This is a genomic window from Mycobacterium kyogaense (genome assembly GCF_036946525.1).
GTDB lineage: Bacteria > Actinomycetota > Actinomycetes > Mycobacteriales > Mycobacteriaceae > Mycobacterium > Mycobacterium kyogaense_A.
Genome location: NZ_JAQIIY010000021.1, coordinates 14,501 through 28,776, shown reverse-complemented (window position 1 = coordinate 28,776; position 14,276 = coordinate 14,501). Strand labels below are relative to the sequence as shown.

General features: G+C 68.2%; 14 protein-coding genes and 1 pseudogene. 3 read left to right on the top strand and 12 right to left on the bottom strand.

What is annotated here, in order from left to right; genetic code table 11:
* Positions 1-3: 3 nt before the first annotated feature.
* The 10 genes from rpoZ to pyrR all read right to left on the bottom strand — a co-directional run bounded on the left by rpoZ (position 4) and on the right by pyrR (position 10,247).
* The gene (gene rpoZ / locus PGN37_RS18275) at positions 4-318 is read right to left on the bottom strand and encodes a DNA-directed RNA polymerase subunit omega (protein WP_335332419.1); all 315 of its coding nucleotides are present in this window, start codon (positions 316-318) and stop codon (positions 4-6) included.
* A gap of 44 nt (positions 319-362) precedes the next feature.
* Positions 363-974, bottom strand: a complete 612-nt coding sequence (gmk, locus tag PGN37_RS18270; protein ID WP_335332418.1) for a guanylate kinase — start codon at positions 972-974, stop codon at positions 363-365.
* Between the two features lie 9 nt (positions 975-983).
* The gene (mihF, locus tag PGN37_RS18265) at positions 984-1,301 is read right to left on the bottom strand and encodes an integration host factor, actinobacterial type (RefSeq protein ID WP_003932123.1); all 318 of its coding nucleotides are present in this window, start codon (positions 1,299-1,301) and stop codon (positions 984-986) included.
* Between the two features lie 367 nt (positions 1,302-1,668).
* The gene (gene pyrF, locus PGN37_RS18260) at positions 1,669-2,484 is read right to left on the bottom strand and encodes an orotidine-5'-phosphate decarboxylase (protein ID WP_335332416.1); all 816 of its coding nucleotides are present in this window, start codon (positions 2,482-2,484) and stop codon (positions 1,669-1,671) included.
* Between the two features lie 3 nt (positions 2,485-2,487).
* Positions 2,488-5,826 carry a carbamoyl-phosphate synthase large subunit gene (carB, locus tag PGN37_RS18255; RefSeq protein ID WP_335332415.1) on the bottom strand — a complete coding sequence of 1,113 codons (3,339 nt, stop codon included), beginning with the start codon at positions 5,824-5,826 and terminating at the stop codon, positions 2,488-2,490.
* Positions 5,827-6,951, bottom strand: a complete 1,125-nt coding sequence (gene carA / locus PGN37_RS18250; RefSeq protein WP_335332414.1) for a glutamine-hydrolyzing carbamoyl-phosphate synthase small subunit — start codon at positions 6,949-6,951, stop codon at positions 5,827-5,829.
* On the bottom strand, positions 6,948-7,451 hold the full coding sequence (locus PGN37_RS18245) for a PH-like domain-containing protein (RefSeq protein ID WP_335332413.1): 504 nt from the start codon (positions 7,449-7,451) through the stop codon (positions 6,948-6,950). The genes carA and PGN37_RS18245 overlap by 4 nt, the downstream gene beginning before the upstream one ends.
* Positions 7,448-8,737, bottom strand: coding sequence for a dihydroorotase (locus PGN37_RS18240; protein WP_335332412.1), 1,290 nt, complete (start codon positions 8,735-8,737; stop codon positions 7,448-7,450). Before PGN37_RS18240 ends, PGN37_RS18245 begins: the two co-directional genes overlap by 4 nt.
* Positions 8,734-9,681, bottom strand: coding sequence for an aspartate carbamoyltransferase catalytic subunit (locus PGN37_RS18235; RefSeq protein WP_335332411.1), 948 nt, complete (start codon positions 9,679-9,681; stop codon positions 8,734-8,736). Before PGN37_RS18235 ends, PGN37_RS18240 begins: the two co-directional genes overlap by 4 nt.
* Positions 9,678-10,247, bottom strand: a complete 570-nt coding sequence (gene pyrR, locus PGN37_RS18230) for a bifunctional pyr operon transcriptional regulator/uracil phosphoribosyltransferase PyrR (protein WP_335332410.1) — start codon at positions 10,245-10,247, stop codon at positions 9,678-9,680. The genes PGN37_RS18235 and pyrR overlap by 4 nt, the downstream gene beginning before the upstream one ends.
* A gap of 113 nt (positions 10,248-10,360) precedes the next feature.
* Between pyrR and PGN37_RS18225 the strand changes: the two genes are divergently transcribed.
* Positions 10,361-11,566 carry a serine hydrolase domain-containing protein gene (locus PGN37_RS18225; protein ID WP_335332409.1) on the top strand — a complete coding sequence of 402 codons (1,206 nt, stop codon included), beginning with the start codon at positions 10,361-10,363 and terminating at the stop codon, positions 11,564-11,566.
* Positions 11,567-11,589: 23 nt separating this feature from the next.
* On the opposite strand, the gene PGN37_RS18220 is transcribed toward PGN37_RS18225, so the two are convergent.
* Together PGN37_RS18220 and PGN37_RS18215 are read right to left on the bottom strand one after the other, a co-directional pair.
* Positions 11,590-11,946, bottom strand: coding sequence for a hypothetical protein (locus PGN37_RS18220; RefSeq protein ID WP_335332506.1), 357 nt, complete (start codon positions 11,944-11,946; stop codon positions 11,590-11,592).
* 66 nt (positions 11,947-12,012) lie between these two features.
* Positions 12,013-12,324: pseudogene (locus PGN37_RS18215) on the bottom strand (class I SAM-dependent methyltransferase); the annotation flags it as partial.
* A gap of 189 nt (positions 12,325-12,513) precedes the next feature.
* Here PGN37_RS18215 and PGN37_RS18210 point away from each other — a divergent pair.
* Both PGN37_RS18210 and PGN37_RS18205 read left to right on the top strand, forming a co-directional pair.
* Complete coding sequence (locus tag PGN37_RS18210) at positions 12,514-12,936, top strand: helix-turn-helix domain-containing protein (protein WP_335332498.1); 423 nt, start codon at positions 12,514-12,516, stop codon at positions 12,934-12,936.
* Positions 12,937-12,946: 10 nt separating this feature from the next.
* Positions 12,947-14,245: an HNH endonuclease gene (locus PGN37_RS18205; RefSeq protein WP_335332408.1), complete on the top strand. Its 1,299-nt coding sequence runs from the start codon at positions 12,947-12,949 to the stop codon at positions 14,243-14,245.
* Positions 14,246-14,276 lie beyond the last annotated feature (31 nt).

Below are 14,276 nucleotides of genomic sequence, written 5' to 3'. Positions count from 1 at the left end.
CTTCTACTCGCCCTCGGTGTGCTCGAGCAGGTCCTCGTGGATCTCGCGCATCGCGATCGAGAGAGGCTTCTCCTGCAGGCCCGGCTCCACGAGCGGACCGACGTACTCGAGGATTCCGTCACCCAGCTGGTTGTAGTAATCGTTGATCTGACGTGCACGTTTGGCGGCGTAGATCACCAGCGCGTACTTGCTCGACGCGCGGTCCAGCAACTCGTCGATGGGCGGGTTGGTGATGCCCAACGGCGTGTCGTAGGCGCTGGCGGCGGACGGATCGAGGTCCACGGGTGCCAGCCGCGTGTCGGCGTGCGGGGTGCTCACGAAAAAGGTCTCCTGGCGATTCGAATCGAGAAAGTGGAGTCTTGTTAAGACTTATCGGGCCGCACCGGTGTGCGGGCCACCAGCAAGGATACCAACGCAGCGCACGCCGATTCCACTTCCGTGTTGACGACGACCTCGTCGAAGTCGCCCTGAGCCGCCAATTCGGTGCGGGCTGTCGCCAGTCGGCGGGCCATCACCTCGGCGCTCTCGGTGCCGCGACCGGTCAATCGATGCTCGAGCGCCTCCCAACTGGGAGGGGCGAGAAACACGCTGAGCGCCTCCGGCATAGCGGCCTTGACCGCCCGCGCGCCGGCGAGATCGACCTCGATGAGGACGGGGCGGCCCTCGGCGGTGGCGGCGCGGACCGGAGCGGCCGGCGTGCCGGACCGATGCAGGCCGCCGTGGATCTCCGCCCATTCCAGCAGCTCACCGTCGTCGATGAGGCGCTGGAACTGCTCCGGCGACACAAACGAGTAATCGATGCCGTCGATCTCACCAGGCCGCGGCGACCGGGTGGTCACCGAGACGCTGAAGTACAGGTCGGCCACGCGGTCCCGCAGGCACCGCACCACGGTCGACTTGCCGACGGCAGACGGGCCGGACAGCACCAGGACCGGAGCCCGTGGGTGCGTATCCGGCCCCCCGCCTTCGCTCACCGACCTCCCTTACGAGAAGTCGAACTTTTCCAGCAGGGCCTTGCGCTGACGATCGCCCAGGCCACGCAGCCTGCGGGTCGGGGCGATCTCGAGCTCGGTCATGATCTCCTGCGCCTTGACCTTGCCGACCTTGGGCAGGGCCTCCAGCAGAGCGGAGACCTTCATCTTGCCCAGGACCTCGTCGGTCTCGGCGTCCTTGAGGACCTGCTTGAGGTTGGTGCCGCCGCGCTTGAGCCGATCCTTGAGTTCGGCACGCGCTCGACGTGCGGCAGCAGCCTTCTCCAACGCTGCCGCGCGCTGTTCGTCGGTCAACTGGGGAAGGGCCACGGGTTCCTCCGTATCGTCACCATCTGTTTTTCTCTCGACTGGTCGTGGTGGATCGCGAACCAGCCAGCGTGGACGACCGTACCCACGCGGGCTGACGAAAGCTAACCCCACCCCCGAGTTCTGCGACCAAAAGCCCAGCGTGTAGGGCGCAACGGGGTGCGCGGCGGGACCGGCGTGGCGGCTAGCTGCACGCTTGCCGAAATCGCCCTGCCGAGCGGAAACCCCTGCGTATCGGCAGTTTTCTCGCGACCTCGCGGTGTCGGCCGTCGCTGCCCGCCCTGCGATCGGTTGTCACACCCGCCACAGGAGGGTCTGCCGAGAAATTTTCCCTGGTCAGTCGCTGTCGGGCGTGTCGCAGCAGCCTCGCTCAGCCCTGTAGATGGGCGACCGCGTCGCGCATGCGTTCGGCCGCGGCGCGCACCGCCGCGGGGTCCGGGCCGGCCCGCAGCACCTCGCGTGACACAGCAGGCAGCAGCTGCCCCGGCCGGGCCCCTCCCAGGCCCGCCAACGCCTCGGGGCGGCCTCCCTGGGCGCCGACGCCGGGCACCAGCACGGGCCCGCCCAGGGCGCTCACATCCGGCGGGTCGGCCAGCGTCGCACCGACGACCACGCCGACAGACCCCGCCCCAGGCCCAGCGTTCACCGCGGATGCCGCATCGACGATCGATTGCGCGACCGTGTGTCCCCCGGCGTCCGCGCGCTGCACCGACGCACCTTCGGGGTTGGAGGTGGCCGCGAGGACGAACACCCCCCGGCCGTGGGCCAAGGCGGTGTCCAGCAGCGGCTGCAGTGACCCGAATCCCAGGTACGGCGAGGCCGTCACGGCGTCGGCGGCCAGCGGCGAGTCCCCGGCCCACGCCGCGGCGTAGGCCGCCATCGTCGACCCGATGTCGCCACGCTTCGCGTCGGCCAGCACCAGCACCCCCTCGGCGCGCAGCGCGGCGATCGTGCGCTCGAGCACCGCGAAGCCGGCCGACCCGTAGGCCTCGAAGAACGCCACCTGCGGCTTGACCACCGCGAAGCCGGCGAACGCCGCCACGCAGATGTCGCTGAACCGGGCCAGCCCGTCGGCGTCGGTGCTCAGCCCCCACGCCTGCAGCAGTTCGGGGTGCGGGTCGATGCCCGGACACAGCGGGCCGCGGCGGGCCATCGCGTCGGACAGCCGGTCACCGAACCCGCCCACCGGTCAGGACCCCAGCGCGCTGTGCAGTTCCTGCAGCGACATCACGCCGATGCCGCCGCGCAGACTGGCCTCGATGCCCTGCACGGCCGCTGACGCGCCCTGCACCGTCGTCACGCAGGGGATGTTCATCGCCACGGCGGCCGAGCGGATCTCGTAGCCGTCGATGCGCGGACCCGAGTTGCCGTACGGCGTGTTGATCACCATCTGCACGTCGCCGGCCTTGATCGCCTCGACGGCCGACACCGCAGGCCGGTCCGGACTGGGTTCCTCGAAGTGCTTGCGCACCTCGTCACAGGGAATTCCGTTGCGCCGCAACATCTCCGCGGTGCCCTCGGTGGCCAGGATGTGGAACCCGAGATCGGCGAGGCGCTTGACCGGGAACACCAGGGACCGCTTGTCGCGGTTGGCCACCGACACGAACACGGTGCCCTGTGCGGGCAGCGAACCGTAGGCGGCGGTCTGGCTCTTGGCGAACGAACTGCCGAAGTCGTGGGCGATGCCCATCACCTCGCCGGTGGACTTCATCTCCGGGCCCAGCAGCGAGTCGATCTGGCTGCCGTCGTGCTTGCGGAACCGATGGAAAGGAAGGACGGCTTCCTTCACGGCGACCGGGGCGTTACGCGGCACGGCGGCGCCGTCCCCCTCCGCGACCAGCAGGCCCTCCTCGCGCAACCCGGCGATCGTTGCGCCCAGCATGATCCGCGCGCAGGCCTTGGCCAGCGGCACTGCGGTGGCCTTGGAGACGAACGGCACGGTGCGGCTGGCGCGTGGGTTGGCCTCCAGCACGTAGAGCACGTCGTCCTTGAGGGCGTACTGCACGTTGAGCAGGCCGACCACGCCGACGCCGAAGGCGATCGCCTCGGTGGCGCGCCGAACGGCGTCGATGTCGCTGCGGCCCAACGTCACCGGCGGCAGCGCACACGCGGAGTCACCGGAGTGGATGCCGGCCTCCTCGATGTGCTCCATGATGCCGCCGATGTAGACCTCGGTGCCGTCGCACAGGGCGTCGACATCGATCTCGATGGCATCTTCGAGGAAGCGGTCCACCAGCACGGGGTGCTCGGGTGAGAGCTGGGTGGCCCGGGTGATGTAGCCCTCGAGCGTGTCCTCGTCGTAGACGATCTCCATGCCGCGTCCGCCGAGCACGTAGGACGGCCGCACCAGCACCGGGTAGCCGATCTCGGCCGCGATGCGGCGCGCCTGTTCGAAGCTGGTCGCCATGCCGAATCGGGGCGCGGGCAGGCCCGCGTTGGTGAGGACCTCGCCGAAGCGGCCGCGGTCCTCGGCCAGGTCGATCGCCTCGGGCAGCGTGCCGACGATCGGTACCCCGGCCTTCTCCAGGCGCTCCGCCAACCCCAGCGGGGTCTGCCCGCCGAGTTGCACGATGACACCGACGACGCCGGGTCCGCCGCGCCCGGAGTACTGCTCGGCGAAGTAGACCTCGAGGACGTCCTCGAACGTGAGCGGCTCGAAGTAGAGCCGGTCCGCCGTGTCGTAGTCCGTGGAGACGGTTTCGGGATTGCAGTTGACCATGACCGTCTCGAAGCCGGCCTCGCTCAACGTGGTCGCGGCGTGCACGCAGCTGTAGTCGAACTCGATGCCCTGCCCGATGCGGTTGGGGCCCGAGCCGAGGATCAGCACCTTGGGCTTCTCGGCTTGCGGTGCGACCTCACTTTCGGCGGCGGGATCGAGTTCGTAGCTGCTGTAGTGGTACGGCGTCTTGGCCTCGAACTCCGCGGCGCAGGTGTCGACGGTCTTGTACACCGGATGGATGCCGAGGCGGCGGCGCAACGCGCGTACCCCTACCTCGCCCGCCAATTCCGGTCGCAGCGCGGCGATCTGACGGTCGGAGAGACCGTTGTGCTTGCTGCGCCGCAGCAGTTCCTCGCCGAGCACCGGAGCGTCGATGATCTCGGCGCGCAGCTCCACCAGACCGCTGATCTGGTCGACGAACCAGGGGTCGACCCCGGAGGCCTCGGCGACCTGCTCGACGCTCGCACCCAGCCGCAGCGCGTATTCGATGTCGTAGAGCCGCCCGTCGGTGGGGGTACGTAGGCGCTCGAGCACCTCATCCACGTCGGCATCATCGTCGGGGCCTGTCCAGAACCCGAGTTTCGTGGTTTCCAGGGACCGCATCACCTTGCCGAGAGCCTCGACGAAGTTGCGGCCCAACGACATCGCCTCACCCACCGACTTCATCGTGGTGGTCAGCGTGCCGTCCGCGCCGGGGAACTTCTCGAACGCGAAGCGGGGGGCCTTGACGACGACGTAGTCGAGCGTCGGCTCGAAGCAGGCCGGCGTCTCCTTGGTGATGTCGTTGACGATCTCGTCGAGCGTGTAACCGATCGCGAGCTTGGCCGCGATCTTGGCGATCGGGAAACCGGTGGCCTTCGACGCCAGCGCGCTGGACCGGGACACCCGCGGGTTCATCTCGATGACGATGAGCCGGCCGTCCCTGGGGTTGACCGCGAACTGGATGTTGCAGCCGCCGGTGTCGACGCCGACCTCGCGCAGGATCTCGATGCCGAGGGTGCGCATGGTCTGGTATTCGCGGTCGGTCAGCGTCATCGCCGGCGCGACGGTCACCGAGTCCCCGGTGTGCACGCCCATCGGGTCGAAGTTCTCGATCGAGCACACCACCACGACGTTGTCGTGGTGATCACGCATCAGCTCGAGTTCGTACTCCTTCCAGCCGTAGATCGATTCCTCGATCAGCACATTCGCGCTCGGCGACGCGGCCAGGCCGTCACCGGCCATCCGCTCGACGTCCTCGGCCGAGTACGCCATGCCCGAGCCCAGGCCGCCCATCGTGAAGCTGGGCCGAACCACCACGGGCAGCCCGAGGTCCGCGACGGTCTCGCGCACCTCGTCCATCGTGAAACACACGCGGGATTTCGCCGACTCGCCTCCGACTTTGGAGACGATGTCCTTGAACTTCTGCCGATCCTCGCCGCGCTGGATGGCGTCGAAGTCGGCACCGATCATCTCGACGCCATAGCGCTCGAGGGTGCCGCTCTCGTACAGCTTCACCGCGGTGTTCAGCGCGGTCTGCCCGCCCAGGGTGGCCAGCAGCGCGTCGATCTTGTTACCGCGCTCGGCCTGCTGGGCGATCACCTTCTCGACGAACTCGGCGGTAATGGGCTCGACGTAGGTGTGGTCGGCGTACTCCGGGTCGGTCATGATCGTCGCCGGATTCGAGTTGATCAGCGTGACCTGCAGCCCCTCGGAGCGCAGCACGCGGCACGCCTGAGTGCCCGAATAGTCGAACTCGGCGGCCTGGCCGATCAGGATCGGCCCGGATCCGATGACCAGGATGTGCTGGAGGTCGGTACGACGCGGCATCTATTTCTCTCCCGCCATCAACTCGATGAACTGGTCGAACAGGTAGTTCGCATCTCGGGGGCCTGCGGCGGCCTCCGGGTGGTACTGCACCGAGAACGCCCGCCCGTTGGCCAGCGCCACCCCTTCGACCACCCCGTCGTTGGCGCAGGTGTGGGTGACAACCGCAGCGCCGAACGGCGTGTCGAACTCTTCGCCGGCCTCCCCCTCGAGGGCGAAGCCGTGGTTCTGCGCGGTGATCGAGACACGGCCGGTCGCGTGGTCCATCACCGGGATGTTGATGCCGCGGTGCCCGAAGGTCATCTTGTAGGTGCCCCGGCCCAGTGCGCGGCCCAGGATCTGATTGCCGAAGCAGATCCCGAACAGCGGTGTGCCGGCGTCGATCACCTGTTTGGTGACCTCCACCAGGTGATCGGCGGTGGCGGGGTCACCCGGTCCGTTCGACAGGAAGACGCCGTCGGGGTGCAGGTCGGCGATCTCGGCGAAGTCGGCCGACGACGGCAGCACATGGGTGCGGATGCCACGCTCGGAGAAGTTGCGGGGCGTGTTCGTCTTGATCCCCAGGTCGAGAGCGACGACCGTGAATCGTTGAGCGCCAACCGGTTCGACGACGTAGCGGTCATCGGTGCTGACCTCGCCGGCCAGATCAGCGCCGAGCATCGACGCCTGACCGCGCACCCGGGCCAGCAATTCCTCGGTGTCGGCGAGCGCTCTGCCGGAGAACACCCCGGCTTTCATCGAGCCGCGACTACGCAAGTGACGCACCACCGCGCGGGTGTCGATACCCGCGATGCCGACCACACCCTGGCGGCGCAGCTCGTCGTCGAGCGTGCCGCTGGCTCGCCAGTTCGAGGCGCGCGGCGACGGGTCGCGCACCGCGTATCCCGCGACCCAGATCTTGTCGCCGCGGCTCTCGCTGTCCTCGTGATTCCAGCCGGTGTTGCCGATCTGCGGAGCTGTGGCGACCACGATCTGGCGGTGATAGCTGGGGTCGGTCAGCGTCTCCTGATATCCGGACATGCCGGTGGAGAACACCGCCTCGCCCAGGGTTTCGCCCTCCGCACCGAACGGTGTGCCGGTGAAGACCCGGCCGTCTTCGAGCACGAGCACGGCCACGTTCGCCGTCATGCCACCTCCTCGGGAAGCCATTTCGAATAGTCGCGCCGGTTGTCGGCGCGGAAGCCGGTGTCGATCTCCACCCCGGTGGGCAGTCGCCAGCGGATCGCCAGAATGCCGTCGTGGGTCAGCGCTTTGCCGGCCAGACTCTTCTCGGCGCGGATGTCGGTGATCATCTCGTCGGGGATCCAGATCGGACCAGCGCCGGTGCGCTGCATCATGATTCCTTCGGGATACCGGGTCAGCACGGCTTTCGCGCGGAAGCCGAGGTCTGCTGCGGCGACCCGATCGTTCCAGTTCGGGACCAGTGTGGAACCGATGTAGAGCCCCTTGGTCGGTGAGACGGTCGCCGCCCCGACGGTGTCGGGAAGCTGCGGCAGCGTGCCGAGGAGTTGCGCCTGCCGTTCGGCGCGGCGGCGCCAGCCGCGCAGCATCGCGCCGATCAGCACGGCGATCAGCAGGGCCAGGATCGCGGCCATGATCAGCGACGCGACCAGCGTTTCGGTGTTCATGCGCCCGCCTTTCCGTCGCGGGCGGTGACGGTGCCGCGCAGCAGGGTCGCCGTGACCACGGCGGGCAGCTCCATGGCCTCGTACGGGGTGTTGTCCGAACGGCTGGCCAGCGCCGCGCCGGTGACGGTCCATCGCGCGTCCGGGTCGACGACGGTCAGGTTGGCGGGCTCCCCCACCTCCAGCGGACGGCCCTGGTCCGGCAGGCCGACGATGCGGGCGGGCGCCTCGCTCATCACCCGGGCGACGTCGCGCCAAGTGAGCAGGCCCGGCCGCACCATCGTCTCGACGACGACCGACAGCGCGGTCTGCAGCCCCAGCATGCCGGGCCGGGCATGGGCGAACTCGCACATCTTCTCGTGCTCGGCGTGGGGCGCGTGATCGGTTGCGACACAGTCGATCACGCCGTCCGCCAGAGCCTGGCGCAGCGCGATGGCGTCGGCGGCCTCACGCAGCGGAGGGTTGACACGGTTGCGGCCGTCGTAGTCGGCGAGGCGGCTGTCGTCGAGCAGCAGGTGGTGCGGAGTGACCTCGGCGGTGATCGCGATGCCCTGCTCCTTGGCCCAGCGGATCAGCTCCACCGTGCCTGCGGTGGAGGCGTGGCAGATGTGTACGCGGGCACCGGCGTCGCGGGCGAGCAGCGCGTCGCGGGCGACGATGGATTCCTCGGCCGCGCGCGGCCACCCGGCCAGGCCGAGCAGCGCGGCGGTGGGGCCTTCGTGGGCGATCGCGCCGACGGTCAGCCGCGGCTCTTCGGCATGCTGGGCGATCAACACGCCGAGCCCGGAGGCGTATTCGAGCGCCCGGCGCATCACCAGCGGATCGTCGACGCAGATGCCGTCATCGGAGAACATCCGGACTTTACCGACGCCGGCGGCCATCAGCCCCATCTCGGTGAGCTGCTTGCCTTTCAGCCCGACGGTGATCGCGCCGACGGGATGGACGTCGACCAGCCCGACCTGCTGACCGCGGTGCCACACATGGTCGGTGACCACGGCGGAGTCGGCCACCGGATCGGTGTTGGCCATCGCGAACACCGCGGTGTATCCACCCAATGCCGCTGCAGCCGAACCGGTTTCGATGTCCTCGGCGTACTCGCGGCCGGGTTCGCGCAGATGCGTGTGCAGATCGACGAAGCCGGGCAGCAGGATCTGACCCGCCGCATCGATGACCGTGCCGCCCTCATCAGCGGTCAGGCCCGAGCCGATGTCGGCGATCTGACCGTCGTCGACGAGCACGTCGACCGGGTCGCCCTCGCCATAGAGCAGCACGCCCTTGATCAGGATCATGCGCTGATCGCCTCCACTTCGGTACCGACGAGCAGGTGGAACAGCACCGCCATCCGCACGTGCACACCGTTGGACACCTGTTGCAGCACAGCCGATTGCGAGGAGTCGGCAACCGAGTGCGCGATTTCCATACCGCGCAGCATCGGACCGGGATGCAGGACGACGGCGTGCTCGGCCAGCTGCGCCTGCCGCTTCTCCGACAGTCCGTAGCGCACCGAGTACTCCCGTGACGACGGGAAGAAACCGCCGTTCATCCGCTCGGCCTGCACCCGCAGCATCAGGACGGCGTCTGCGACCGGCAGCTCGGCGTCGAGGTCGTGCGAGACCGTGACCGGCCAGTTGTTGACACCGACAGGCAACAGCGTGGGCGGCGCGACGAGCACGACCTCGGCACCGAGGGTGTGCAGCAGCGCGACGTTGGAGCGGGCGACCCGGCTGTGCAGGACATCGCCGACGATGACGACGCGCTTGCCGTCGACGGAGCCGAGCCGCTGCCGGATGGTGAGCGCGTCGAGCAGCGCCTGGGTGGGGTGCTCGTGGGTGCCGTCACCGGCGTTGATGACGCTGGGTCCTCCGGCCTCGTCCAGCGTCCACGCGGCGAGCTGCTGGGCGGCGCCGGATGCGGGATGGCGGATGATCAGGGCGTCGGCTCCGGCCGCCCGCAGCGTCAGGGCGGTGTCGCGCAGCGACTCCCCCTTGGCCACCGACGACCCCGACGCGCTGACGTTGATCACATCGGCACTCATCCACTTGCCGGCGACCTCGAACGACACCCGCGTACGGGTGGAGTTCTCGTAGAACATCGTGATGATCGTGCGGCCACGCAGCGTCGGCAACTTCTTCACCTCGCGCCCGAGCAGCGCCTCGCGGAACCGGTCGGCGTCGTCGAGGATCGCGGTCGCCTCGTCGCGGCTCAGGTCTGCCGCCGTCAGAAGGTGTTTCACCGTTGCGGACCTCCCTGCGGTGCGATGGAAACCCCATCGGCTCCGTCGTTTTCGGTGAGCCGCACCTTGACGTTCTCACTACGCGACGTGGGTACGTTCTTGCCGACGTAGTCGGCGCGGATCGGCAGTTCGCGATGTCCGCGGTCCACCAGCACCGCGAGCTGCACGGCGCGGGGCCGACCGAGATCGCGCAGCGCGTCGAGGGCCGACCGCACGGACCGGCCGGTGTACAGCACGTCGTCGACCAGGATCACCAGCGCGCCGTCGATGCCGCCCTGCGGGATCGACGTCGGCGCCAGCGGCCGGGGCGGCTTCGACATGAGGTCGTCGCGGTAGAGGGTGGTGTCCAGTGCGCCGTGCGCGACGTCGGTATCACTGAATTCGACGATGTTGGAGGCCAATCGAGTGGCCAGCGTCACGCCGCGGGTGGGGATTCCGAGGAGGACGACCCGCGGCGCGTCAGCCGCGTCCAGCGCGGTCTTTTCGATGATCTGGTGGGCGATGCGGGCGATCGTTCGACTCACGTCCGCCGCGGACATCAGTTCCCGGTCACTGGTGGCAGCCACGTGTAACCCGGACCTCCTTCTCCGCCTCACGGGACGGTCGTTAAAGGACGGTCAAATCGCGGCAAGGCTATCACTGTGCGCTGCCGTCGGCACCGCTGACCTACTCTGACGCGATGAACCTCGACCGCAATCAGGCCTCCATCGTCGAGGCGATCGACGCAGGGCTGCTGGCCGGAGCTGTCACGCTCGTGTGGCGGGCAGGCGAAGTCCTGCAGGTCAACGAACTGGGCTACCGCGACGTCGACGCCAAGCTGCCGATGCAGCGCGACACCCTGTTCCGTATCGCGTCGATGACGAAGCCGGTGACGGTGGCCGCGGCGATGACGCTGATCGAGGAAGGCGCGCTCGCACTGACCGATCGGGTGGCGACGTGGCTGCCCGAGCTGGCCGACATGCGGGTGCTCGCCGATCCCGGCGGTCCGCTCGATCGGACCGTGCCGGCGCAGCGGCCGATCACGATCGAGGATCTGATGACCCACCGCAGTGGGTTGGCCTACATGTTCTCGATTCGCGGCCCGCTCTCCGACGCGTACCGCAAGCTGCCCGCCCGCCAGGATCAGGACCGGTGGTTGACCGAACTGGCCGCCCTGCCGCTGGTGCACCAGCCCGGCGAGCGCCTGACCTACAGTCACGCCACCGATGTTCTCGGGATCGCGTTGTCCCGGCTGGTCGGCAAGCCGCTGCCTCAGGTGCTGACCGAACGCATACTCGAGCCACTGGGCATGTCGGACACCGCTTTTCACGTCGGGCCGACGGGGCGGCGCCGTTCGGCGACGATGTATCAGTTGACGGCGGACAACACCCTGCACCACGACGTGATGGGGCCGGCGCCAATCATGGATCCGCCGTTCTGCCAGGGCGGGGCGGGCCTGTGGTCCACCGTCGACGACTACCTCGCGTTCGCCCGGATGCTGCTCGCGGGCGGGACGGTGGATGGTGTGCGGGTGCTGTCCGAGGAGTCGGTGCGGCTGATGCGCACCGATCGCCTCACCGACGAGCAGAAGCGACACGATTTCCTCGGGGCGCCGTTCTGGATCGGCCGCGGGTTCGGCCTGAACCTGTCGGTGGTGACCGATCCGGCGAAGTCGCGCCAGCTGTTCGGGCCGGGCGGGGCGGGCACGTTCTCGTGGCCCGGTGCGTACGGCACGTGGTGGCAGGCCGATCCGACGGCCGATGCCATCCTGATCTACCTCATCCAGAACCTGCCGAGCCTCACGACCGATGCTGCCGCCGCCATCGCGGGCAACACCTCGCTCGCCAAACTCGCCAGCGCGCAACCGAAGTTCGTACGACGGACGTACGAGGCGTTCGACCTGTAGGTGCAGCTTGTCGTGACCTCAACCTAGGGCGACGCCGCGCTCACCAGCCAGCACGCGGCGGTGTATCGAACCTCGCCATCGGTCACGAACTGGGCGTGCCCTTCGGCCAGAGCCTCGACCACGCGCACCCGTGTGTTCTCGTCGACAGTCGACAGCATCCGGCCGACGGGTCCCATCTGCGTGAGATAGGGCATCAGGTCCTTTTCCTGCATCGTGCAGACGGCGTCGACTGCGGCGATCGTGACGCCCGTCCATCCGCTCTCCTCGAGCACATGCCTCACCCGCACCGGATCGGCGAATGCGAACGGCCCCGGCTGACCGGAGGTGGGCGGCGAGAAGCCGGGCAGGAGAGGTCCGGCAACACGCTCCGCCGTGGACATGAACGAATTGTCGGCCGGCGCACGCCAACACACGAACACGATTCGACCACCGTCCCTGACGGCGCTCTGGAGATGTGCGAACGCCGCGACCGGGTCATCGAAGAACATCACCCCGAAGCGGGAGACCAGAACGTCGACGTTCGCGTCGGCGAAGGGAAACGATTGAGCGTCTCCGACGACGAAGTTCGCTGGTATCTGCTGAGTACGTGCGCGCGTTCGTGCCAGATCGATCATGGGCCCGGAGATGTCGATGCCAGTGCACTCCTGTCCGGGCAAGCGCTTAGCCAGAGCCAATGTCGTTGCGCCAGTACCACACCCGATGTCCAGGACCTGTTGCCGCTGCGCCTCCGGCAGTGCAGCCACCCAGTCGACGAGCATCTCTTCGAAGGGCATGAAGGTGTGGTCGAGCACCGACGCCAGGTCAACCCAGGCTCGACCGGCGGCCTCGTTCCATATGCGCGCTTGAGCTGCATTCGATTCTGGGATTTCCATCGCCACTCCTTGATCTCGGTCGTTTCCGTCACCCTCACAGTTGAAGTCGACTTGAGCGCAAGGGATCGTTGCCGGATGGCGATCGACATTTCTGCGGTGACGAGACGCTCTGGGGTGCCCGCGTCGACGTTGCGGTTCTACGAGCAGAAGGGGCTGATCGCCTCGGTCGGTCGCCGCGCCAACCGACGGCTCTTCGACGAGAACGTCTTCGATCAGCTCGCGCTCATCGCGATGATGCGATCCACTGGCTTCTCGCTGGACGAGATCGCGAGAATGCTGGCTTCGGGTGGCACACCTCATATCGATCGAGCCGCTCTTGCGTCGCGCGCCTCCGATATCGATGCGACCATCAGCAAGCTCACGGCGATCAGCGGATGGCTCAAACACGCCGCCGCATGCCCCTCTCCCGATCACATGGAATGCCCGAGATTCCGCCACTACCTCGAGCTGGCGTCGGCCGCGCCGACGGCGACCCGACGTGTCAGTGGGCCGTTGTAGTGTCGGTGACATGTTCGCACAGGTGTTCGAATTCGATGGGTCGGCCTCGGAGGCCGAGCTGCGCGAGGTCGTCACCCGCTGCGAACGACTGAAAGCCGAGGCTGCCGCGGCGCAGGCACGCGCGACCGCGCTGTGGGCGCAGAAGCGACGGGCCGCAGAAGAGGCCGCCGGGATGCCGACGTCGAAAAGGGGTCGGGGGTTGGCCTCGGAGGTGGCGTTGGCGCGCCTGGATTCTCCGGCGCACGGCGGTCGGCATCTGGGATTCGCGCGGGCGTTGGTTGAGGAAATGCCTCACACTCTGGCCGCACTGGAAGCCGGGGTCCTGACCGAGTGGCGGGCCACGCTGATCGTCAAACAGTCCGCCTGCCTGACCGTCGAGGACCGCCGGGCCTTGGATGAGGAGATGTGCGCCGACCAGTCAGCCCTAGTCGGGTTGGGGAACGCCCGCATCGAAGCCGCCGCCGCGGCGATCGCCGCCCGCCTGGATGCGGCCGCTGTGGTGGAGCTCAAAGAACGGGCCGCCCAGAGCGCCTCGGTGTCGACCCGACCCGCACCTAACGGCATGGTGTATCTGACCGCGGTGATGCCGCTGTCCCAGGGCATCGGGGTGTACGCCGCACTCAAGCGTGAAGCCGATTCGTGTGGAGACGGCCGCCTCCGCGGGCAGATCATGACCGACACCCTCTACCAGCGGGTCACCGCCCGTCCCGCCGAAGCGCCGGTGCCGATCGCAGTCAACCTCGTCATGGCCGACACCACCCTCTTCGGAGACGACGATTCACCCGGCTGGGTCGACGGCTACGGACCCGTCCCCGCGGCGGTGGTGCGCGACCTGGTGTCGAATGTGGTGACCGACGAGGCGGCCAAAGCCACGCTGCGCCGCCTCTACCGCCACCCCTCCAGCGGGCAGCTGGTCGCGATGGAATCACGAGCCCGGATCTTCCCCACGGGGTTGGCCATGTTCATCAAACTGCGCGACCAGACCTGTCGCACCCCCTACTGCGACGCCCCCATCCGCCACCACGACCACGCCACCCCCGCACGCCACGGCGGACACACCTCTGCACTCAACGGCCTCGGTGCCTGCGCCGCCTGCAACTACGCCAAAGAAGCCCCCGGCTGGACCGTCACCACCACCCAGACCGACGGCCGGCACAGCGCCGACTACCGAACCCCCACCGGCGCGACGTACCACTCCACCGCACCACCACTACCCGGACCACCGATACGACGCCGCTACAGCGTCATCGAAGGAGGACTCAGCATCGACATCGTCGAACTGAGCACTCACCTGAAACGCTCGGCCTGACGGTGACAGCCGCTGTCGCGCAGTACATTAC

Excerpts from the sequence above, each read along its gene's own strand:
- PGN37_RS18225 (WP_335332409.1), top strand. The coding sequence starts at position 10,361 with ATGAACCTCGACCGCAATCAGGCCTCCATCGTCGAGGCGATCGACGCA.
- PGN37_RS18210 (WP_335332498.1), top strand. The coding sequence starts at position 12,514 with ATGGCGATCGACATTTCTGCGGTGACGAGACGCTCTGGGGTGCCCGCG.
- carB (WP_335332415.1), bottom strand. The coding sequence starts at position 5,826 with ATGCCGCGTCGTACCGACCTCCAGCACATCCTGGTCATCGGATCCGGG.
- PGN37_RS18245 (WP_335332413.1), bottom strand. The coding sequence starts at position 7,451 with ATGAACACCGAAACGCTGGTCGCGTCGCTGATCATGGCCGCGATCCTG.
- carA (WP_335332414.1), bottom strand. The coding sequence starts at position 6,951 with ATGACGGCGAACGTGGCCGTGCTCGTGCTCGAAGACGGCCGGGTCTTC.
- PGN37_RS18205 (WP_335332408.1), top strand. The coding sequence starts at position 12,947 with ATGTTCGCACAGGTGTTCGAATTCGATGGGTCGGCCTCGGAGGCCGAG.
- PGN37_RS18220 (WP_335332506.1), bottom strand. The coding sequence starts at position 11,946 with ATGTCCACGGCGGAGCGTGTTGCCGGACCTCTCCTGCCCGGCTTCTCG.
- PGN37_RS18240 (WP_335332412.1), bottom strand. The coding sequence starts at position 8,737 with ATGATCCTGATCAAGGGCGTGCTGCTCTATGGCGAGGGCGACCCGGTC.